This window comes from Streptomyces sp. NPDC029674 (assembly GCF_044903205.1).
Classification (GTDB): Bacteria; Actinomycetota; Actinomycetes; order Streptomycetales; family Streptomycetaceae; genus Streptomyces.
In genome coordinates this window covers 177,209-197,441 of record NZ_JBJDPY010000009.1, presented here as the reverse complement: position 1 = coordinate 197,441, position 20,233 = coordinate 177,209, and the positions used below count along the sequence as shown (strand labels likewise).

19 protein-coding genes are annotated in these 20,233 nt (G+C 70.3%); 10 read left to right on the top strand and 9 right to left on the bottom strand.

Annotated elements, in window-relative coordinates; translation table 11 throughout:
- The first annotated feature begins 4 nt into the window (after positions 1–4).
- On the top strand, positions 5–967 hold the full coding sequence (locus ACI2L3_RS22825; RefSeq protein ID WP_404754216.1) for a DUF4097 family beta strand repeat-containing protein: 963 nt from the start codon (positions 5–7) through the stop codon (positions 965–967).
- A gap of 1 nt (position 968) precedes the next feature.
- Positions 969–2,117: a helix-turn-helix transcriptional regulator gene (locus ACI2L3_RS22820; protein WP_404754215.1), complete on the top strand. Its 1,149-nt coding sequence runs from the start codon at positions 969–971 to the stop codon at positions 2,115–2,117.
- A 133-nt stretch (positions 2,118–2,250) separates the two neighbouring features.
- Here ACI2L3_RS22820 and ACI2L3_RS22815 read toward each other — a convergent pair whose 3' ends face one another.
- Positions 2,251–2,748, bottom strand: a complete 498-nt coding sequence (locus tag ACI2L3_RS22815) for a hypothetical protein (protein ID WP_404754214.1) — start codon at positions 2,746–2,748, stop codon at positions 2,251–2,253.
- A 144-nt stretch (positions 2,749–2,892) separates the two neighbouring features.
- On the opposite strand from ACI2L3_RS22815, the gene ACI2L3_RS22810 reads away from it, so the two are divergent.
- From ACI2L3_RS22810 to ACI2L3_RS22800, 3 genes are all read left to right on the top strand, one after another.
- Positions 2,893–4,401 carry a sigma-70 family RNA polymerase sigma factor gene (locus ACI2L3_RS22810; RefSeq protein ID WP_404754213.1) on the top strand — a complete coding sequence of 503 codons (1,509 nt, stop codon included), beginning with the start codon at positions 2,893–2,895 and terminating at the stop codon, positions 4,399–4,401.
- Positions 4,402–4,582: 181 nt separating this feature from the next.
- A complete protein-coding gene (locus ACI2L3_RS22805; RefSeq protein WP_404754212.1) occupies positions 4,583–6,964 on the top strand; it encodes a non-reducing end alpha-L-arabinofuranosidase family hydrolase in 2,382 nt (793 codons plus the stop codon).
- 48 nt (positions 6,965–7,012) lie between these two features.
- Positions 7,013–9,202 carry a WD40/YVTN/BNR-like repeat-containing protein gene (locus tag ACI2L3_RS22800; RefSeq protein WP_404754211.1) on the top strand — a complete coding sequence of 730 codons (2,190 nt, stop codon included), beginning with the start codon at positions 7,013–7,015 and terminating at the stop codon, positions 9,200–9,202.
- A gap of 146 nt (positions 9,203–9,348) precedes the next feature.
- Here ACI2L3_RS22800 and ACI2L3_RS22795 read toward each other — a convergent pair whose 3' ends face one another.
- The 4 genes from ACI2L3_RS22795 to ACI2L3_RS22780 all read right to left on the bottom strand — a co-directional run bounded on the left by ACI2L3_RS22795 (position 9,349) and on the right by ACI2L3_RS22780 (position 12,564).
- On the bottom strand, positions 9,349–9,963 hold the full coding sequence (locus tag ACI2L3_RS22795; protein ID WP_404754210.1) for a Clp protease N-terminal domain-containing protein: 615 nt from the start codon (positions 9,961–9,963) through the stop codon (positions 9,349–9,351).
- The gene (locus tag ACI2L3_RS22790) at positions 9,963–10,172 is read right to left on the bottom strand and encodes a sigma factor-like helix-turn-helix DNA-binding protein (RefSeq protein WP_362990112.1); all 210 of its coding nucleotides are present in this window, start codon (positions 10,170–10,172) and stop codon (positions 9,963–9,965) included. The genes ACI2L3_RS22795 and ACI2L3_RS22790 overlap by 1 nt, the downstream gene beginning before the upstream one ends.
- 72 nt (positions 10,173–10,244) lie before the next feature.
- Complete coding sequence (locus ACI2L3_RS22785; RefSeq protein ID WP_404754209.1) at positions 10,245–11,207, bottom strand: zinc-binding dehydrogenase; 963 nt, start codon at positions 11,205–11,207, stop codon at positions 10,245–10,247.
- A gap of 133 nt (positions 11,208–11,340) precedes the next feature.
- On the bottom strand, positions 11,341–12,564 hold the full coding sequence (locus ACI2L3_RS22780) for an NADP-dependent malic enzyme (RefSeq protein WP_404754208.1): 1,224 nt from the start codon (positions 12,562–12,564) through the stop codon (positions 11,341–11,343).
- A 580-nt stretch (positions 12,565–13,144) separates the two neighbouring features.
- On the opposite strand from ACI2L3_RS22780, the gene ACI2L3_RS22775 reads away from it, so the two are divergent.
- The 3 genes from ACI2L3_RS22775 to ACI2L3_RS22765 are packed head-to-tail and all read left to right on the top strand — an operon-like array spanning position 13,145 to position 15,841.
- Entirely contained in the window at positions 13,145–14,101 is a 957-nt protein-coding gene (locus ACI2L3_RS22775) for an ABC transporter substrate-binding protein (protein WP_404754207.1), read from the top strand.
- Between the two features lie 40 nt (positions 14,102–14,141).
- A complete protein-coding gene (locus tag ACI2L3_RS22770) occupies positions 14,142–15,083 on the top strand; it encodes an amino acid ABC transporter permease (protein WP_404754206.1) in 942 nt (313 codons plus the stop codon).
- A complete protein-coding gene (locus tag ACI2L3_RS22765) occupies positions 15,080–15,841 on the top strand; it encodes an amino acid ABC transporter ATP-binding protein (protein ID WP_404754205.1) in 762 nt (253 codons plus the stop codon). Before ACI2L3_RS22770 ends, ACI2L3_RS22765 begins: the two co-directional genes overlap by 4 nt.
- A 124-nt stretch (positions 15,842–15,965) precedes the next feature.
- Here ACI2L3_RS22765 and ACI2L3_RS22760 read toward each other — a convergent pair whose 3' ends face one another.
- Positions 15,966–16,751 carry a class I SAM-dependent methyltransferase gene (locus ACI2L3_RS22760; RefSeq protein WP_404754204.1) on the bottom strand — a complete coding sequence of 262 codons (786 nt, stop codon included), beginning with the start codon at positions 16,749–16,751 and terminating at the stop codon, positions 15,966–15,968.
- A gap of 115 nt (positions 16,752–16,866) precedes the next feature.
- Here ACI2L3_RS22760 and ACI2L3_RS22755 point away from each other — a divergent pair, with 115 nt between their 5' ends.
- Positions 16,867–17,517: a CGNR zinc finger domain-containing protein gene (locus ACI2L3_RS22755; RefSeq protein ID WP_404754203.1), complete on the top strand. Its 651-nt coding sequence runs from the start codon at positions 16,867–16,869 to the stop codon at positions 17,515–17,517.
- Here the strand turns inward: ACI2L3_RS22755 and sodX are convergent.
- On the bottom strand, positions 17,400–17,834 hold the full coding sequence (gene sodX / locus ACI2L3_RS22750) for a nickel-type superoxide dismutase maturation protease (protein WP_404754386.1): 435 nt from the start codon (positions 17,832–17,834) through the stop codon (positions 17,400–17,402). The genes ACI2L3_RS22755 and sodX overlap by 118 nt on opposite strands.
- Positions 17,835–17,978: 144 nt before the next feature.
- Between sodX and sodN the strand changes: the two genes are divergently transcribed.
- A complete protein-coding gene (gene sodN / locus ACI2L3_RS22745; RefSeq protein ID WP_365358679.1) occupies positions 17,979–18,374 on the top strand; it encodes a superoxide dismutase, Ni in 396 nt (131 codons plus the stop codon).
- A gap of 83 nt (positions 18,375–18,457) precedes the next feature.
- Here the strand turns inward: sodN and ACI2L3_RS22740 are convergent, their stop codons facing one another.
- On the bottom strand, positions 18,458–19,123 hold the full coding sequence (locus tag ACI2L3_RS22740) for a response regulator (RefSeq protein ID WP_404754202.1): 666 nt from the start codon (positions 19,121–19,123) through the stop codon (positions 18,458–18,460).
- 77 nt (positions 19,124–19,200) lie between these two features.
- Positions 19,201–19,950 carry a hypothetical protein gene (locus ACI2L3_RS22735; protein ID WP_404754201.1) on the bottom strand — a complete coding sequence of 250 codons (750 nt, stop codon included), beginning with the start codon at positions 19,948–19,950 and terminating at the stop codon, positions 19,201–19,203.
- Between the last annotated feature and the right edge of the window lie 283 nt (positions 19,951–20,233).

Here is a 20,233-nt window from a genome sequence, read left to right as displayed (position 1 = left end):
GCTCATGTCGGAGTGGTCCGTCGCCGAGCCCAGGAAGCTCACGTTCGACGCCCCCGTGACAACCCTCCACGTCCGCGTGGTCAACGGGGCGGTGAACGTGGTGGGCACAGACGAGGGCTCCGCCCGCCTGGAGGTCTCCGAGATCGAGGGCCCACCGCTGCAAGTGACCTTGAAGGACGGCGTCCTCACCGTCGCCTATGACGACCTGCCGTGGAAGGGCTTTCTCAAGTGGCTCGACCGCAAGGGCTGGCGCCGCAGCGCGGTGGTCTCCCTGGCCGTGCCCTCGGCGACCGGTGTCGAGGTGGGCGTGGTCGGCGCGGGCGCCGTGGTCTCCGGTATCGAGGGCCGCTCGGAGGTGAAGGGTGTCACCGGCGACACGACACTGCTCGGCCTTGCGGGCCAGGTCCGCGCGGACACGGTCTCCGGGAGCGTGGACGCGCAGGGCGTCACCGGCGCCCTCCGCTTCAACTCCGTGTCCGGGAGCCTGACCGTCGTCGAGGCCGCGGGCCCCTCCGTCAGGGCCGAGTCGGTGAGCGGCTCGATGATCGTGGACCTCGACACGGCGGGCACCCCGACCAATGTGGCCCTGACGAGCGTCTCGGGCGAGATCGCGGTCCGGCTGCCGCACCCGGCGGACGCGGAGGTCGAGGTCGACACGGCGAGTGGAGCGGTGTCGAACGCCTTTGAGGACTTGCGGGTCGGCGGGCAGTGGGGCGCCAAGCGGATCACGGGCCGGCTGGGCACCGGCCGCGGACGGCTCAAGGCGACGACGATATCCGGATCCATCGCGCTGCTGCGCAAGCCACAGACGGAGGAAGAACCGGCGGGAGGACCAGCGGGAGGACCGATGAAGGAAGATCCATACGACGAGGTCTCCCTGGACATCCCTCCGGCCGACTCCGACGCCGACCGCAACTCCAACGCGGGCTCCGATTCCAACGGCCCGACCGACAAGAAGGTGCTCTGAAATGCCCCCCGTGTTCGCCCACGGCCGCCTGCGCCTGTACCTGCTCAAGCTGCTCGACGAGGCCCCGCGCCATGGCTACGAGGTGATCCGCCTCCTCGAAGAACGCTTCCAGGGGCTGTACGCACCCTCGGCAGGCACGGTCTACCCCCGCCTCGCCAAGCTGGAGGCCGAGGGCCTGGTCACCCACACCACCGAGGGCGGCCGGAAGGTCTACGCCATCACGGACGCGGGCCGCGCCGAGCTGGCCGGCCGCAGCGGCGAGCTGGCCGATCTGGAGCTGGAGATCCGCGAGTCGGTCGCCGGCCTCGCCGCCGAGATCCGTGACGGCGTCCAGGGCGCCGCGGGCGAGCTGCGCCGCGAGATGCGCGCCGCCGCCAAGGAGGCGCGGGCGTCGGGCGGTTCGGACACCGGCAAACCCTTCCCCGATCCGAGCGACTTCTTCGACGGCACGTGGGGCGACAAGGAGAGCTGGCGCCAGGCGAAGGAGGAGTTCAAGCGCGCGAGGCAGGAGTGGAAGGAGCAGGCCCGGCGCGCGAAGGACGAGAGCCGCAGGGCACGCGAGGAGGCCCAGCGGGCCCGCCGCCAGGCCAAGGAAGCCCAGGAGGAGGTCGAGCGGATCGCCAGGCGTGTGCAGGAGCAGGTCCAGGACCACTTCGCGCGGGGCGACTGGCCGACGGGCGTGCGCGAGGGCCTGTCCGAACTGGCCAAGGAGCTCAGCGGCTTCGGAATGGAGTTCGGCAAGGACTTCGCCAAGAACTTCGGCACGGGTTCCGGCAACGGCGCGGGGACCAAGACCGACACCGGCACCAGCACCAGCACCAGCACCAGCACCAGCACCAGCACCAGCACCGGACCCAACAGCGACCCGGACTCCAAGGCCGAGTCGAGCCTCAAGACACCCACCCCCGAGCCCAAGTTCAGCGCCGCCCGCGAGGACATCCCCGTGGACTACGCCCCGGACTGGGCCCGCGAGGACTTCACCGGCGACCCCGGCAGAGACCTCGACCGCCTCCTGGACCGCTTCCGCGACGACATCCGGGACGCGGCCCGCGACCACGGAGTGACGGAGGACCAACTCCGCGAGGCACGGCGCCACTTGTCCCAGGCGGCGGCACACATCGGAGCGTCCCTGCGGACACCCAGCCACTGACCCGGACGCGACACCGACCTCACACCGTCCCCGAGCCGGGCCGGTCCCGAGCCGGGCCGGCCCCGAGCCGGGACCGAGGCGCCGGCTCCGGCCTCTTGCGGCAACGAGTCCTGCCGGCGTCCTGACGGGCCCGTCACGAGCCCTGCTGGAGTCGCTCCGCAGCCTGAGCAGGGGTGTCGTAATAGCCAGGCCGTGCCAGCAGGACCGAGCTGAAGTGGTAGCCCTGCTCTTCTTCGGGCTCATCGTCGGCTGCGAATGGACGCCAGAAGCTCAGCAGCAAGTCCGGGGCAATGAAGGAAGCATCGTCGTCAGGGTCTTCCTCAATCGAGACGAACTCGCTCATGTGCTGGACAACCTCGCGGGCCGGAAGCGCAAACACGTCCACACCTTGAAACAACACTCGGTCCGTCTGGGACGACGGCCTTCCCAACTCGATGGCTTCAAGCATGTTTCGCATGCAGTGGATGCTGATCATCAGCCCGCTGGGACGGAAGACGTGCTGGCCCGGCCGATCAGACTCCGAGACCGCAGAGAGATCGCGGAGCGAGTCCAACGCCGTGTTGGCCGCGTGCCGAGTCATGCCGATCCGCAACGTCCCAACGCCGGTCGGTGGGGCGAGGTCGAAGTCCATGTGGGCATGATCTCGAACAGGTCTGTCAACGAGTCACGAAGGGCCATCCAGTCCCGGCAGGTGATCCTCAGACAGGAAGCCGGCGGTTAGGGTGTGGCGCCGTATTCGGCGGATCACTCCCCTGAAGAGATGGGACCGGGGCTCATGGACGCGGATCACGTAAGGCTGGTCGTCGCGGCGCAGCGCGGTGACGAGCGGGCGCGCGAGGAGCTCGTTTCCGCGTATCTGCCGTTGCTGTACAACATCGTCGGACGGGCGCTGAGCGGCCATGCCGACGTGGACGATGTGGTCCAGGAGACGCTGCTGCGCGCGGTACGCGACCTGCCCGCCCTGCGGGCCCCGGAGAGCTTCCGTTCGTGGCTGGTGTCGATCACGCTCCGGCAGATCAATACGTACTGGCAGCGGCAGCGCACACTCGCCGACCGGGCCACGCTCATCGACGAGGCCCTCCCGCTGCCGGACGCCACCGCCCCTCTGGAGGACACGACGATCCTGCGGCTGCGCATGTCGGACGAGCGCGCACAGGCGGCCGAAGCGGGCCGCTGGCTCGACCCGGAACACCGGGCGCTCCTTTCGCTGTGGTGGCAGGAGTGCGCCGGGCTGCTCAACCGCCAGGACATCGCCGACGCGACAGGCCTCGGCGTCTCCCACACAGGGGTGCGCCTGCAGCGCATGCGCGAGCAGCTGGACCTGAGCCGGACGATTGTCGCCGCGCTGGCGGCCGACCCGCGTTGTCCGGGCCTGAGCGCGACCGTCTCCGGCTGGGACGGCGCGCGAACGTCCGTGTGGCGCAAGCGGATCGCTCGGCACACGCGCGACTGCGCGACATGTACGGCGACGGCGGCCGAGCGGGTACCGGCCGAGTTGCTCCTGTCCGGCCTCACGCCGCTGGCCGTGCCGGCGACGCTCCTCGGGGCGCTGGTCGCGAAGGGCCTGCTGTCGGGTACGACGGTGACGACGGTGGCAACCGCGAGCGCCACGGGGACGGCGGCAGGGGGCGGCGCTCTGCTCGGCAAGCTCCACGCGGTGACCGCCCATCCGATCGCGGCCCTCGCCACCGGCGTGGTGCTCGTCACCGGGACCGCCACATACGTCGCCTGGCCCGAACCGGAGCACCGGGCGCCCGGTGCAGCCGCCGCGCCGACGGCCGGTACGACCACCCCGGCTCCGTCGGCCACATCGGCCACGTCGGCTCCCTCGGTCACGTCGGCTCCCTCGGCCACGCCGTCGCAGTCAGGCCCGGCCGTGGTTCCGCTCGGTGTGCGGTCCCTCGAGTCCGTGGACCGGCCCGGTCAATTCCTCACGTATGACGGCGACTTCGCGACGCTCAGCAGCGGTGAGGCCGCCTTCACCGTCAGCAAGGGGCTCGCGGACAGCCGGTGTGTCACGTTCCGGGCGGGCGACGGCCGGTACCTGCGCCACCACTATCTGCGGCTGCGCCTGAGCGCCGACGACGGCAGTCGGTTGTTCCGGGAGGACGCCACCTTCTGCCCCCGCCCCGGCACGGTCGACGGATCGGTGACTCTGTACGCGCACAACTACCCGGGCTCCGCCCTGCGCCCCCGCGACGGATCGATCCACCTCGACGGCTTCAACGGCACGCGTACCTTCACCGGCCAGGCCTCTTTCGTCGTCCGCGCGCCGCAGAGGTGAGCGCGGGGATCCGCCGACTTCACGACGGCGCCCCGCATTACGCTTTTCTGCTGCGAGATCCCTCACTGCGCGGGCGCGCACATTTTTCGTTACGCCGACCCGCTTTTCCCGGCCTCCTCTTCAGGGGCGCCCCTTCACAGGCGTCCCCCGCTGATCTGTCCCCTGAAGAAGGCCACCCCCCATGACCAGACACACCGACGAACCCCGCAAAGGCCTGCACCGCCTCCGCCGGCCCCGCCGGACGTTGACGATCGGCCTGACCGCCTCGGCCCTCGTGGCCGGTGTAGTGACGTTGCTCCCCAACTCCGCCGGGGCCGCGAGCCTGGAGGCCGAGGCATCCTCGTCGGGCCGGTACTTCGGCACGGCGATAGCCGCAGGGCGGCTGAGCGACTCGACGTACACGTCGATCGCCGACCGGGAGTTCAACATGATCACCCCGGAGAACGAGATGAAGTGGGACGCGATCGAGCCGTCCCGCGGCACCTTCCGGTTCGCGGCCGCCGACAAGATCGTCAACCGGGCCCTGGAGCGCGGCCAGCGGCTGCGCGGCCACACCACGGTGTGGCACTCGCAATTGCCGGACTGGGTGAAAGCGATCAACGACCCGAGCACGCTGCGCGGCGTCACGAACAACCACATCAAGACCACGATGGGCCGCTACAAGGGCAAGATCTACGCCTGGGACGTCGTCAACGAGGCCTTCCAGGACGGCGCCAGCGGTGCGCTGCGCGAGTCGGTGTTCAAGAAGGTGCTCGGCAGCGGCTTCATCGAGGAGGCGTTCCGCACCGCCCGCGCGGCCGACCCGGCCGCGAAGCTCTGCTACAACGACTACAACATCGAGGACTGGTCGGCCGCCAAGACGCAGGGTGTGTACCGCCTGGTCAAGGACTTCAAGGCGCGCGGTGTGCCCATCGACTGCGTCGGCTTCCAGAGCCACTTCGGGGCGGGCGGCCCGCCGGCCAGTTTCAAGAAGACCCTCGACAGCTTCGCCGCTCTCGGCGTCGACGTGCAGATCACCGAACTGGACATCGCCCAGGCGTCCCCCAGGCACTACGCGAGTGCGGTCAACGCCTGCCTCGGCGTGCAGCGTTGCACCGGCATCACGGTGTGGGGCGTCCGCGACAGCGACTCGTGGCGCGCGGACGAGAAACCACTGCTCTTCGACGCGGCCGGCAAGCCGAAGCCCGCGTACGACGCCGTCAAGGAAGCGTTCCGCACCGGGCCGGGCAGGGCCCCGGCGGGCCCGGGCGACGGCACCGGCGCGATCAAGGGCGTGCCCTCCGGTCGCTGTATGGACGTCCCCGACTCCTCGACCGCCAACGGCACCCAAGTACAGCTGAGGGACTGCAACGAGCAGTCGAACCAGAGCTGGACGCACACCGCCGCCAAGCAGCTGAAGGTGTTCGGCGACAAGTGCCTGGACGCGAAGGCGAAGGGTACGGCGAACGGCACCGAGGTGGTCATCTGGGACTGCAACGGCGGCACGAACCAGCAGTGGAACATCAACGCCAACGGCTCTATCTCCGGCGTCCAGTCCGGCAAGTGCGTGGACGCGGTCGGCGCGGGCACGTCCAACGGCACCAAGATCCAGCTGTACACCTGCGCCGACGTCGGCAACCAGAAGTGGACCGCCCCCTCCGGGTCGGCCGGTGGCACGTGCGCGCTGCCGTCCACGTACAAGTGGAGCTCGACCGGCGTCCTCGCGAAGCCCGCCAACGGCTGGGCCTCGCTGAAGGACTTCACCCACGTCCCGTACAACGGCAAGCACCTCGTCTACGGATCGATGTCGACGGGCACCTCGTACGGCTCGATGGCGTTCGCCCCGTTCACCGACTGGTCCGGCATGGGGGCGGCCACGCAGACGAAGATGAACCAGAACGCGGTCGCGCCCACCCTCTTCTACTTCGCGCCGAAGAAGATCTGGGTGCTGACGTACCAGTGGGGGGCCTCGCCCTTCAGCTACCGCACCTCCGCCGACCCGACCGACCCCAACGGCTGGTCCGCGCCGCAGCCGCTGTTCACCGGCAGCCTGCCCGACTCCCGGACCGGTCCGATCGACCAGACGCTGATCGGCGACGACCAGAACATGTACCTCTTCTTCGCCGGTGACAACGGCAAGATCTACCGGGCGTCCATGCCGATCGGGAACTTCCCCGGCAACTTCGGCTCGTCGTACACCACGGTCATGAGCGACACGGTCAAGAACCTCTTCGAGGCACCGCAGGTCTACAAGGTCCAGGGCCGGAACCAGTACCTGATGATCGTCGAGGCGCGGGGTGCCAACGAGAGCCGCTACTTCCGCTCCTTCACGGCGACCAGCCTGAACGGTACGTGGACCCCGCAGGCCGCCACCGAGTCCAACCCCTTCGCGGGCAAGGCCAACAGCGGTGCGACCTGGACCCACGACATCAGCCACGGTGACCTGATCCGCAGCAACCCGGACCAGACCATGACCGTCGACCCGTGCAACCTCCAGCTGCTCTATCAGGGCAAGGACCCGAAGTCGGATGCCCCCTACGACGCGCTGCCGTACCGGCCGGGCGTTCTGACCCTGAAGCGCTGAGCAATTCCGCGGACAGCCCATCACGTACAAGGAGCACAAGTCCCCTCCATGAACACCTCACCCCCCACCCGCACGAACTCCCGGCGGCGCGGTCTGCACCGTCGCCGCCGGGGCGCCGTCGCCCTGCTGCTCGCGGTGCCCGCCGCGGCCGTGCCGTACCTGCTCCTCACGCAGGACGACTCCCGGGCCGCGAAGGCCCGGACGACCGCGACAGCACCGTACAAGTGGAAGAACGCGCAGGCCGTCGGCGGCGGTTACGTCTCCGGCCTCGTCTTCAACCAGCGTGAGCGGGGTCTGCTGTACGCCCGCACCGACATGGGCGGCGCGTACCGCTGGGACGCCCGTGCCGAGAAGTGGACCCCGCTCACCGACTGGCTCGGCGAGAAGGACTGGAACCTGCTCGGCATCGACTCCCTCGCCACCGACCCCGTCGACCCCGACCGGCTCTACCTCGGCGCGGGCACGTACACCAATGACTGGGCGGGCAACGGCGCGATCCTCCGCTCCACCGACCGCGGCCGCACTTTCCAGCGCACCGAGCTGCCCTTCAAGCTCGGCGGCAACGAGGACGGCCGCGGCGCCGGCGAACGCCTCGTCGTCGACCCGTCGGACCACTCGAACCTGCTCCTCGGCTCCCGTAAGAACGGGCTGTGGCGGTCCACCGACTTCGGTGCGACCTGGCGGCAGGTCGAGTCCTTCCCGGTCAAGGACGGGGCGGGCAGCGGTGCCGGCATCTCGTTCGTGACGTACGGTCCGAAGGGCAGCGACACCGTGTACGCCGGTGTCGCCGACAAGTCCACGTCCCTCTACCGGTCGACCGACGGCGGTGCCACCTGGCGGGCGGTCGCCGGGCAGCCGACCGGCCAGCTGCCACAGCACGGTGTCGTCACGGGCGACGGCACGCTGTATGTGACGTACACCGACAACCTGGGGCCCAACGGCGTCACCGGCGGCTCGGTCCGGAAGTACACGCCGAGCGGCGGGGGCTGGAAGGACGTGTCCCCCTCGCAGGGCTCGTACGGCTTCTCCGGACTCGCGGTCGACCCGCGCAAGCCGTCCACGGTGATGGTCACGACGCTGGACCGCTGGTACCCCGAGGACGAGATCTACCGCACCACGGACGGCGGTTCGACCTGGACGGCCCTTTCCGGCAAGTCCGTGCGGGACGCCTCCGGCGCGCCGTACGTCGGCACCCACACCGGTCACTGGATGACGGCCCTCGCGATCGACCCGTTCGACTCCGGGCATGTGCTGTACGGCACCGGCAATGGAATCTGGCGGAGCGAGGACGCCGACGCCGGGACGAGCCATTGGACCGTAGGGGCCAAGGGGCTTGAGGAGACGGCGATCCTCGACGCCATCGCGCCGCCCGGCGGCGCGACCGTCCTGACCGCCATGGGTGACCAGGGCGGATTCCGCCACACCGACCTGACGCAAGTGCCGTCCGGGCGGATGAAGAACCCGCTGATGAGCAACAGCACCGACATCGACTACGCCGCGTCGAAGCCGTCGGTGATGGCGCGGGTCGGTACGGGGGGTGCGCAGGACGGCGCCTACTCCACCGACGGCGGCGTCACCTGGCGGGGCTTCGCCGCCGAACCGGTGACTAGCGCCCACAGCGGCCGTATCGCCCTCGCGGCAGACGGCTCCACGCTGGTGTGGACCCAGGCCGGGCAGCCCCCGTACCGCTCGACGGACAAGGGAGCGACCTGGTCGAAGGCGCGGGGGCTCGGCACGGGGGCAGAGGTCGTCGCCGACCGCTCCTTGGCCCGCACCTTCTACTCCCTGACCGGCGGCACCCTCTACGCCAGCACCGACGGCGGCGCGACCTTCACCGCCCGCGCGACCGGCCTGCCCGCCGACGGCCGTCTCAAGGCCCTCCCGGGCCAGGCCGGAGACCTGTGGATCGCGGGCGGCGGCAAGGGCCTGTTCCACTCCACGGACGGTGGCGGCACATTCACGCGGCTCACCTCGGTGACGTCCGCCTCGGCGGTCGGCTTCGGCAAGGCCGCGCCGCGCGCCTCGTATCAGACGCTGTACCTGATCGGCACGGTCAAGGACGTCACCGGCGTCTTCCGGTCCACCGACAAGGGCGCCACCTGGACCCGCGTCAACGACAACACCCACCAGTGGGGGGCCATCGGCAGCCAGGGCGTCGTCACCGGCGACCCCGACACCTACGGCCGCGTCTACATCGGCACCAACGGCCGCGGCCTCCAGTACGGCGACCCGTCCTGACCCCCCTGCCTCACCCGTGACGGCGGGCCGCCTTCCTGGCCGAGGTGACATCACGGTCAGGAGGGCGGCGTGCGGCGTACCCGACCCGTTGTGCCGCCAGGGTGTGCGGGGAGCCGCCCAGGAAGGTCGGCCTCGGGGTGGGGGCGTCAGGCGGCTCCGGCGAAGAGGACCCGTTCCAGTTCCGTGTACGTCACCCCGTGGTCCGCGAGGACCTCGGAGACGACTCCGGGCCGGACCGTGAGCGCCAGGAGCATGTGGTGTCCTCCGATGACCCGGTCGCGACGCGCGGTCGCGATCCGGAGGGACTTGGTGAGGATGTCCTTGGCGTCCCGCGTGAAGGACAGCCGGCCGAACCAGGCCTTCCGGCCCCGGCCACGGCCCGAGTCCCGGTCCCGGTTCCGCCCGCCCGCGTGGGAGCCGGAGCCGGCCAGCACCCCGGCCCCGTGCGCCTCCTCGACGCGGGCGACGATCTCCTCGACGTCGATGCCGAGGCCGGCGAGCGCTTCGGTGTCGGCCTGCGAGAGGCCACCGCGGCGCCGCGCCTCGGCGAGGGCCCGTTCGATCGACTCGCGCCGGTCCGCCGCCCCCAGGGCGGTCAGCGCGAAGGAGGCGCGGGTAGCGGCGCTCGTCCCGTCGTCGAGCAGTGCGAGCAGGGCGAGGAGCATGTGCCCGTCGTCGACCGACGAAGCCCCCGCCCGCTCCGCCTGCTCGACCGCGCCCAGGACCACGGCGCGGGCGTCCTCGGTGAATCGCTCGAACATCACTGCCTCCCGTACTTCTTGTGCACGGCCTGCCTGCTCACTCCGAGCTCCGCGGCGATCTCCTGCCACGACCAGCCCTGCAGGCGCGCGCTGCGCACCTGCACGGCCTCCAGCTGCTCCACCAGCTTCCGCAGCGCGGTGACGGCTCGCAGCCCGACCCGTGGGTCGTGATCACCCGCGCGCTCGGCGAGATCCGTTGCTTCGGTCATACGTGTCAACTTACGTTGACATCAGGCAGGCGTCAACCGAAGTTGACGTAAGGCCGACCGGCAGCTCAGATCTCAGGGCTCCAGCACGATCTTTCCGAACAGGTCGCCGGACTCCAGCCGTTCGAAGCCCTCGCGGGCCCGGTCCAGCGGCAGCACCTCGTCGATGACCGGCCGCACGCCCGTGGCCGCGCAGAAGGCGAGCAGGTCCTCCAGCTCGTCCTTCGTGCCCATGGTCGAGCCGACGACCTTCAGCTCCAGGAAGAAGATGCGGGTGAGCTCGGCGTGCGAGGGCCGGTCGCCGCTCGTCGCCCCCGAGATCACCAGCGTGCCGCCCGGCTTCAGCGACTTGACCGAGTGGGACCAGGTCGCCGCGCCCACCGTCTCGATGACGGCGTCCACCCGCTCCGGGAGCCGCGCGCCCGACTCGACCGCCTCCACGGCGCCCAGCTCAAGGGCACGCTTGCGCTTGGCCTCGTCCCGGCTCGTCGCGAAGACCCGCAGGCCGGCCGCCTTGCCGAGCACGATCGCGGCCGTGGCGACACCGCCGCCCGCGCCCTGCACGAGGACCGAATCACCGGGACGTACCCCGGCGTTGGTGAACAGCATGCGGTACGCGGTGAGCCATGCGGTCGGGAGGCAGGCCGCCTCGGCGAAGGACAGTTCCTTCGGCTTGGGCAGCACGTTCCAGGTGGGGACGGCGACGCGTTCGGCGAAGGTGCCCTGGTACTTCTCGGTGAGGATGGAGCGGCCCTCGCGGGGCCCGACGCCGTGCCCGGTCTGTCCGACGACGGAGTGGAGGACGACCTCGTTGCCGTCCTCGTCGATCCCCGCGGCGTCGCAGCCGAGGATCATCGGCAGCTTCTCCTCGGGCAGTCCGACCCCGCGCAGCGACCAGAGGTCGTGGTGGTTGAGGGAGGCGGCCCTGACGTTCACGGTCGACCAGCCGGGGCGCGCCTCGGGGGCGGGCCGCTCCCCCAACTCGAGGCCGGTGAGCGGCTGGTCACGGTCGATACGAGCAGCGTAGGCAGCGAACATGAGGCGACCCTAGGCGCGACCGCGGCCCGGACGGAACCACGTACGCCTGTGACACGCGCCGCGCCCCCTGCCGCGCGATGTGCACGACAGGGGGCGCGGGAGAACCCGGCGGAGATCCGCTGCGAGGCACGCGTCAGCTGCGGGCCACACCCTCCGCCCGTGCCGCGGCGGCCACCGCGGCCGTCACGGCCGGGGCGACCCGCTCGTCGAACGGCGACGGGATCACGTAGTCCGCGGAGAGCTCGTCGCCCACGACGTCCGCGAGGGCGTCGGCGGCGGCGATCTTCATGCCCTCGGTGATGCGGGAGGCCCGCACCTGGAGCGCGCCCGCGAAGATGCCGGGGAAGGCCAGCACGTTGTTGATCTGGTTCGGGTAGTCCGAGCGTCCGGTCGCCACCACGGCCGCGTACTTGTGCGCGACGTCCGGGTGCACCTCGGGGTTCGGGTTGGCCATGGCGAACACGAAGGAGTCGGGCGCCATGGAGGCGACGGCCGGCTCGGGAACGGTGCCGCCCGAGACGCCGATGAACACGTCGGCACCGTCGAGGGCGGTCTCCAGCGAGCCGCTGATCCCGGCCTTGTTGGTCAGCTCGGCGAGCTCCCGCTTGACCGGGGTGAGGTCGTCCCGGTCGCGGCTCACGATGCCCTTGCGGTCCGCGACCGCCACGTCGCCGAGCCCCGCTTCGAGCAGGAACTTGGCGATGGCGACACCGGCCGCGCCGGCGCCGGAGATGACGGCGCGCAGGTCACCGAGCGTGCGCCCGGTCAGCTTCGCCGCGTTCCGCAGCGCGGCGAGCGTCACGACGGCCGTGCCGTGCTGGTCGTCGTGGAAGACGGGAATGTCGAGCCGCTCCTGGAGCTTGCGCTCGATCTCGAAGCACCGCGGCGCCGAGATGTCCTCCAGGTTGACGCCACCGAAGGAGGGGGCGAGCCGCACCACCGTCTCGACGATTTCGTCGGCGTCCGTGGTCGCGAGCGCGATCGGCACCGCGTCCACGCCGCCGAACTGCTTGAACAGGATGGCCTTGCCCTCCATCACGGGAAGGGAGGCCTCCGGGCCGATGTCCCCGAGACCGAGCACCGCGGTCCCGTCGGTCACCACGGCGACGACATTCGATTTCCACGTGTAATCGTGGACGAGCTCCGGCCGCTCGGCGATCGCGCTGCACACTTTCGCGACGCCGGGCGTGTAAGCCAGGGACAGGTCGTCCTTGTCGCGGACCGGCACGGTGGCCTGCACGGCCATCTTGCCGCCGCGGTGCAGCGCAAACGCCGGATCGAAGGGCTCGGCCGCACCCGCGGGGCCCTCATGATCCGTACTGCTGTCGCTGCGAGGATTGACGATCTCCGCTGCCACTTGTCTGACCCCTTAAGTCTTATTCATCAGTTGAGGGTGTCCACTCCCGGTTGAGAAGTGGGCGGGCACCGCGTCCGTTCCCCGCCTGTCGGCGGGGGGAGGTACGGACACGCGGGCGCGCCGCACACGCGCCCTGAGCCCCGGATGAGGGGTGTAGCCAACCTTTGTACCCGAAGGCGGCGGGCACGGGCGAGTGACATTGGTTGCAGCATGCTCCGCAGACGTCCCTCGAGGCAGGGACGAGCGGCACTGGGAAATAGGGATCTTTCGGCGTCCACAAACAGCCTGATGTCCGAATTCTCCGAATAGTGCGCTCCATAGCGCACTCAAGGAGCCGGAGAGTCCACATTCCGAGATTCACCGGATATTCATCGGTTGGCGACGATTCGCTCCACCCCGTTACGCCCTTGCCGTACCGGGATGTTGGCTTTCGAGGCTCGCCCGTTATCCGATTTTGACATCTCCGGCACCCAGAATCGGACGGTCCGAATGGCAAGATGCCGTCATCACACGAGGTCGCGACACCCGAAGGTGTGTGCCCGACCCATCGGCAACTCCCTCATCCGCCGGAGGACCCACCATGACCGCACGCTCCATTTGTCGTAAGACCGCAGCGAAGTCCGCGAAGTCCCGGATTGCGGTGGTCGGCACGATCGCGGTCGTCGGTTCGCTGCTGCTTTCCGGCTGCGGCGACCAGACCGACGACACGGAGAGCAACACGGTCAGCAACGCCCCGCTCGCCGACAAGCTCCCCAAGGACATCCGCGACAAGGGCGTCATCAAGGTCGGGTCCGACATCGCTTACCCGCCGGTCGAGTTCAAGGACAAGTCCGGCAACACCGTCGGCATCGACCCGGACCTGGGCGAGGCGCTGGGCAAACAGCTCGGCGTGAAGTTCGAGTTCGAGAACGGCACCTTCGACACCCTCCTCGGCGGTCTGCGCTCCAAGCGCTACCAGATCGCGATGTCGGCCATGACCGACACCAAGAACCGCCAGGAAGGCGTCGACGAGGAGACCGGCAAGAAGGTCGGCGACGGCGTCGACTTCGTCGACTACTTCACGGCGGGCGTCTCGATCTACACCAAGAAGGGCGACGACCAGGGGATCAAGACCTGGGCGGACCTCTGCGGCAAGAAGATCGTCGTCCAGCGCGGCACCGTCTCGCACGACCTGGCGAAGGCCGAGTCGAAGAAGTGCAAGGGCGGCAAGAAGATCTCGATCGAGCAGTTCGACAACGACCAGCAGGCCCAGACCCGGCTGCGCTCCGGCGGCGCCGACGCGGGCTCGTCCGACTTCCCGGTGGCCGCGTACGCGGTGAAGACGTCGGGCGGCGGCAAGGACTTCCAGCTGGTCGGCGAGCAGGTCGAGGCGGCTCCGTACGGCATCGCCGTCTCCAAGAAGAACCCCGAGCTGCGTGACGCGATCCAGGCCGCCCTCGACGCGATCATCAAGAACGGCGACTACGAAAAGATCATCAAGAAGTGGGGCGTCGAGGACGGCGCGGTCGAGGAAGCCAAGATCAACGGCGGCAAGTGACCCCCGCCCTCTCCCTCCCAGTCGCTGAAAGGCCACGCACGTGACCCCAGACATCTCCAAGAAGGGCCCGGCGGACGACGTCCCCACGGCCCGCCCGGCGGAGGCCATCAAGGCCATCCCGGTCCGGCACTTCGGCCGTTACATCGCCGCGGTCCTGGCGATCGGCGTCCTCGCCTCGATCGTCTACGCCTTCTCGCAGGGCGACATCAACTGGGGCGCGATCCCCGACAACTTCTTCGACGAGCGCATCCTCAAGGGTGTCCGCGAGACGCTGATCCTCACCTTCCTCTCGATGCTCATCGGCGTCGTCGGCGGTGTGATCCTCTCGGTCATGCGCCTGTCGAAGAACCCGGTGACCTCGTCGATCGCCTGGTTCTACATCTGGTTCTTCCGCGGTACGCCGGTCCTGGTCCAGCTCTTCGTCTGGTTCAACCTCGGCTTCGTCTTCGACTACATCAACCTCGGCCCGGTCTACAAGGACGAGTGGTCGGACTTCATGACGCCGTTCCTGACGGCGCTGCTCGGCCTCGGCCTCAACGAAGCCGCGTACATGGCGGAGATCTGCCGCGCCGGTCTGCTCTCGGTCGACGAGGGCCAGACGGAGGCGTCACACGCCCTCGGCATGAGCCACAACAAGACGCTGCGCCGCGTGGTCCTTCCGCAGGCGATGCGCGTCGTCGTGCCGCCGACCGGCAACGAGTTCATCAACATGCTGAAGACGACGTCGCTGGTCGCCGCCGTCCAGTACTACGAGCTCCTCAAGTACGCCCAGGACATCGGCACGTCGTCCGGCGCGACGGTGGAGACGCTGCTGCTCGCCGCCTGCTGGTACCTGATCATGACGTCGATCCTCAGCGTCGGACAGTTCTACCTGGAGCGTTACTACGCGCGCGGTTCGTCGCGCTCACTGCCGGACACGCCGTGGCAGAAGATCAAGGCCAACATGCTGTCCCTCAACAGCCCGCGGGGAGGCACCGCATGACCGCCATGGTGAAGTCCGAAGGCGTCCACAAGTCCTTCGGCAACGTAGAGGTCCTCAAGGGCATCGACCTGGAGGTCAAGTCGGGTGAGGTCTTCTGCCTCATCGGCCCGTCCGGCTCCGGCAAGTCGACGTTCCTGCGCTGCATCAACCACCTGGAGAAGATCAACGCCGGGCGGCTGTACGTCGACGGCGAGCTGGTCGGCTACCGCCAGAAGGGCGACAAGCTGTACGAGCTGAAGGACAGCGAGGTCGCCCTCAAGCGCCGCGACATCGGCATGGTCTTCCAGCGCTTCAACCTGTTCCCGCACATGACGGCGCTGGAGAACGTCATGGAGGCGCCGGTCCAGGTCAAGGGCGTCCCGAAGGCCGAGGCGCGGGAGCGCGCCGGCCAGCTCCTGGAGCGGGTGGGCCTCGCCGACAAGGCGGGCAACTACCCCTCGCAGCTCTCCGGCGGCCAGCAGCAGCGTGTGGCGATCGCCCGCGCGCTGGCGATGGACCCGAAGCTGATGCTGTTCGACGAGCCGACGTCGGCGCTCGACCCCGAGCTGGTCGGCGACGTCCTCGACGTGATGCGCGACCTCGCCGAGACCGGCATGACGATGGTCGTCGTCACCCACGAGATGGGCTTCGCCCGCGAGGTCGGCGACAGCCTCGTCTTCATGGACGGCGGCGTGGTCGTCGAGTCCGGCAACCCGCGCGACGTCCTGACGAACCCGCAGCAGGAGCGCACGCAGTCGTTCCTGTCGAAGGTGCTCTAGCGCTTCGCTGGGTGAGCTGATTGCCGAAGGGGCCGGTACGGATTCCGTACCGGCCCCTTCGGCGCGCCCCGTAAGGGGCGCGGGGAACCGCGCGACCAGCCACGACGCACCCGCAGCCGGCGTCCTACTTCAGACCAAGGACCACCGCATCAGAGGGCGAAGCCCAGACGGCCCGCGCCTCGGCGAACCCGGCCTCACGAAGGGTGCGGGCATGCCACTCCGCAGAGGGCATGTCACCGTCCGCATGCTCCCCGTAGATCTCGAACCGCTTGGCGGTGGGGCCGGCCAGGACCGGATCCTGCGCGGCCAGCTGCCACCACTCCTTCCAGTCCAGAACTCCCTCCGCCTTCTCACGCTCCATGCGCCGATGCCGCAGCGCGCTCTCCGCGGCGTTGATGCGCGGCGTGGCGGGATCCGGCATGTGATCCGCGTTCATGAAGACGCCGCCATCGCGGACGAGCCCGGCCACCTGGCCGTAGAGCGCGGCGAGCGGCTCGCTGAACAGCCAGTGCAGGGCGGTGGCGGTGAGCACGGCGTCGTACGAGTCGTGCGGCAGCGCGGCGGTCCAGCCGGGGTCCTTCAGGTCGGCGGTGACGAAGGTGACCCGGTCGTCACCGGCGAAGGTGCCCTCGGCGATGGTGAGCAGCGCGGGGTCGAGATCGACGCCGACGCTCGTCGCGTCCGGGAACCTCTTGAGCAGCCGGTCCGTAATACTTCCCGTACCGCACGCCAGATCGAGGACGCGCGGCGCGGTGCCGACCACGGCCTCGACCATGTCGAGCATGATCCGGAACCGCTCCTCGCGGTCGGGCAGGTACCACTGCTGCTGCCGGTCCCAGCTGTCCTGCCAGGCGCGCCAGTCGGTGCCGAGCGCGGCTCCGGACTCGGTTCCGGTCCCCGTATCCGTCATCAGAACCCCTCCACTGCGTAAGACACGTAATACCCGACACGTAATACCCTGGTACCACAGTCGGCCATTACCGGCCGACGGGAATGACCCTAGCCCGCCCTCGTAAGGACTACAAGTGGAACTGGCCTATTACTCGGACTACGCCGTACGCCTGGTCAACAGCGAGGAGCCGGGCCGCAACAAGGACACGCTGACGTCCGTCGAGGCGATCAGGGAGCTGTTCGGGCCGAGCACGCAGATGGCGCGCCGTGCGACGGACTCCGACGTCACGCGCTTCCGGTCCGTGCGGGCCAGGCTCCGGGCGGTCTTCGAGGCGGCGGACGGCGGCGACGAGACGCTCGCGGTCGACCTGCTGAACTCGCTGCTCCTGGAGTTCCCCGTCAGCCCGCAGATCTCGGGCCACGACCACCGGGACGACGACGGCCGCCCGCTGTGGCACATGCACCTGGCCGACCATCCGTCGAACGCGACGGCGGGGTACGCCGCGATCGCCGCGATGGGTCTCGCCTTCCACCTCACCGAGCACGGGGTGGACCGCCTCGGTCTCTGCGAGGCGGCGCCGTGCCGCAACGCCTACCTCGACACGTCGACGAACCGCTCCCGGCGCTACTGCTCGGACCGCTGCGCGACCCGTGCCAACGTCGCCGCCTACCGGGCCCGGAAGCGCCTGGAGACGGAGCGGTCCGCCGGCACAGGACGCACCGCGCCCAGCGCCCAGCGCACCAGCGCCAACGGCGAGCGGCGGCCGGGCGCGGGCGGCCGGTAGCGGAAGCGGACCTTGCCGAGGACGAGCTCCTCGGGGACGACGCCGTAGTCCGTGCTGTCGCCGCCCGCGAACGGGTTGTCGCCGAGCACCCACCAGCCGCCCGGGCGCCGCTCCTTGGCGCGCTTGACCACCAACAGGTCCTGCTGGAAGGGATGGCACAGGATCACCACGTCACCCGGACGCACCCGCGCGCCCCACCGCACGAGCAGCCGGTCCCCGTGGTGCAGCGTCGGCACCATCGAAGGACCCGTCACCTCCGCGGCTCCCCACGGCACGACGGCCCTCCCGCGCTCGGTCTCCTGCGACAGCTCCGGCATCACCGGCACCTCCCCGGTCCTATCCTCCACCAGTCCCAGTCTGACCCTGGACTTTTGTCCTAAGCCCTAGGGGGCACTCGCGAAATCACGTCTCTCACGGAGTAATGTCCCACCTGAGAAGACGATCACGAGGAGGACAGCAACATGCTTTCCCGCCTGTTTGCCCCCAAGGTGAAGGTCAGCGCCCACTGCGACCTGCCCTGCGGCGTGTACGACCCGGCCCAGGCCCGTATCGAGGCGGAGTCGGTCAAGGCCGTGCAGGAGAAGATGGCCGCCAACGACGACGCGCACTTCCAGGCGCGCGCCGTGGTCATCAAGGAGCAGCGCGCCGAGCTCGCGAAGCACCACGTCTCCGTGCTGTGGAGCGACTACTTCAAGCCCCCGCACTTCGAGAAGTACCCGGAGCTGCACCAGCTGGTCAACGACACCCTCAAGGCCCTCTCGGCCGCCAAGGGTTCGACGGACCCGGCCACGGGCCAGAAGGCGCTGGACTACATCGCCCAGATCGACAAGATCTTCTGGGAGACGAAGAAGGCCTGACGCACCGCGTCACCTTCCTTCGAGCTTCACCGCTTCATCCGACAGCACCCGGCATCCGCGCGGAGCCGGGTGCTGTCGGCCGTTCAGGGCCGGTGCGCGGTCCTTGGTCTGGCCAGGCCCAGGTCGTACGCGAGGATCGTGGCCTGTACGCGGTCGCGCAGGCCCAGTTTGCCCAGCACCGCGTTGACGTGGGACTTCACCGTGCCGGTGGTGACGCCCAGGGTGCCGGCGATCTCCGCGTTCGTGTGGCCCGCGGCCACCAGGGTCAGGACCTCGCGTTCGCGGGGCGTGAGGGACTCCAGGAGTTCCGGGTCCGGGGCGGGGTCCTGGGCCGTGCCGGCGAAGGCGTCGATGAGGCGGCGCGTGACCGTGGGGGCGAGCATCGCCTCGCCCGAGGCCACGACGCGGATGCCCGCGAGGAGTTCCTCGGGCAGCGCGTCCTTGAGGAGGAACCCGGAGGCGCCGGCGCGCAGGGCGTCGTGGACGTAGGCGTCCTGGTCGAAGGTGGTCAGGACGAGTACGCGCGGGGTTCCCGGCCCGGCGGCGGCCGTGAGCAGCCGGGTCGCCGTCAGACCGTCCATGCCGGGCATGCGGATGTCCATGAGGACGACGTCCGGGGCGAGCTCGGACGCCAGCTGCACGGCGCCGGCCCCGTCCGCCGCCTCGGCCACCACCTGAAGGTCCGGTTCCGCGTCGACGATCGCGGCGAATCCGGCGCGGACGACGGCCTGGTCGTCGACGACCACCACCCGGATGGGGGCGGCGGCCGTCGGGTGTTCGGCTGTGATGGGGTGCCTCCTCGGGCAGCGGGTGGATCGGGCGGGGGTCAGGACGACACAAACACCGGCTGTGAGTGCGGCCGCTGCTCGGGTACGCCGTCGGGAGCCGTCACCTCTCTCAGCGCGGCGAGCAGCTCACGCATCGCGGAGAGGCCCGCCCGCGCCTCCGCCGCGACGCCGCTCAGGTCGCCCGCCTCGGCCCGCGCGACCACCGCGTCGGCGTGCCGCAGGACTCGGCCGCGCAGTTCCACGGCGATGCGGCGGCGCTCCTCGTGCGCCTCGATGACCGCCGACCACACCGTGGCCGTGAGCGCGTGGTCCTCCCAGGCCCTGACGCGTTCCCGCCGGGACCGTACGACGGCGCCGAGGCCCCAGAGCGCGGCCATCGGCGGCAGGAACGCCAAGCCGACGATGGCGCCCAGGAACAGCAGGAGCCCGACGCCGCCGTCCTTCTCGAGCTCCGCCATGCCGTCGGCCGCCGCGAGGGCGAGGCAGGACAGACACAGGCCCGCGGCCGCCGCGGCCATCACGGGCCACGTGACCCGCGCCGGGCCCGCGAACGCCCCCACGGCGTACACGGCGACGCACTCCGCCATGCCGCCCGCCGTCACCAGGCACAGCGCCACATCGGGCGAGAGCAGCCCGAACGCGAGGCCGAGCGGCCCGATCCAGGCCGTGCCGAGGACCGCGCAGAGCACCGCCCAGGGCGCGCGGCGCCGCCACAGCAGCGGGAGCGCGTGCGCGACGGCCGGAGCGCAGGCCAGGGCGACGGCGGTGGGTTCCTCGACGACGACCACGAAGACGGGGAGCGTGGCGACGGCGAGGGCGACGGCCCCGTCGGTCAGGTCGAGGCCGCGCAGGGCACGGTGGCGTGCGGCCTGTTGGTGCGGGGTGCCGGTCGCGCCCGGCAGGTGGGCGCGGACCGCCCACCCGGCGCCGTCCGGACGCGGCCCGGCCGTGGGGGGGGGCCCCCCCCCCGGGGGGGCCCCCCCCCCCCCCGCCGGGCCCCCCCCCCCCCCCCCCCCCCGCGGGCCCCCGGGCCCCCCCCCCCCCCCCCCCGCGGCCCCCCCCCCCCCCCCG

Coding starts and splice junctions, on each gene's coding strand:
- ACI2L3_RS22825 (WP_404754216.1), top strand. CDS start 5: ATGTCGGAGTGGTCCGTCGCCGAGCCCAGGAAGCTCACGTTCGACGCC.
- ACI2L3_RS22820 (WP_404754215.1), top strand. CDS start 969: ATGCCCCCCGTGTTCGCCCACGGCCGCCTGCGCCTGTACCTGCTCAAG.
- ACI2L3_RS22815 (WP_404754214.1), bottom strand. CDS start 2,748: ATGGACTTCGACCTCGCCCCACCGACCGGCGTTGGGACGTTGCGGATC.
- ACI2L3_RS22810 (WP_404754213.1), top strand. CDS start 2,893: ATGGACGCGGATCACGTAAGGCTGGTCGTCGCGGCGCAGCGCGGTGAC.
- ACI2L3_RS22805 (WP_404754212.1), top strand. CDS start 4,583: ATGACCAGACACACCGACGAACCCCGCAAAGGCCTGCACCGCCTCCGC.
- ACI2L3_RS22800 (WP_404754211.1), top strand. CDS start 7,013: ATGAACACCTCACCCCCCACCCGCACGAACTCCCGGCGGCGCGGTCTG.
- ACI2L3_RS22795 (WP_404754210.1), bottom strand. CDS start 9,963: ATGTTCGAGCGATTCACCGAGGACGCCCGCGCCGTGGTCCTGGGCGCG.
- ACI2L3_RS22790 (WP_362990112.1), bottom strand. CDS start 10,172: ATGACCGAAGCAACGGATCTCGCCGAGCGCGCGGGTGATCACGACCCA.
- ACI2L3_RS22785 (WP_404754209.1), bottom strand. CDS start 11,207: ATGTTCGCTGCCTACGCTGCTCGTATCGACCGTGACCAGCCGCTCACC.
- ACI2L3_RS22775 (WP_404754207.1), top strand. CDS start 13,145: ATGACCGCACGCTCCATTTGTCGTAAGACCGCAGCGAAGTCCGCGAAG.
- ACI2L3_RS22765 (WP_404754205.1), top strand. CDS start 15,080: ATGACCGCCATGGTGAAGTCCGAAGGCGTCCACAAGTCCTTCGGCAAC.
- ACI2L3_RS22760 (WP_404754204.1), bottom strand. CDS start 16,751: ATGACGGATACGGGGACCGGAACCGAGTCCGGAGCCGCGCTCGGCACC.
- sodX (WP_404754386.1), bottom strand. CDS start 17,834: ATGCCGGAGCTGTCGCAGGAGACCGAGCGCGGGAGGGCCGTCGTGCCG.
- sodN (WP_365358679.1), top strand. CDS start 17,979: ATGCTTTCCCGCCTGTTTGCCCCCAAGGTGAAGGTCAGCGCCCACTGC.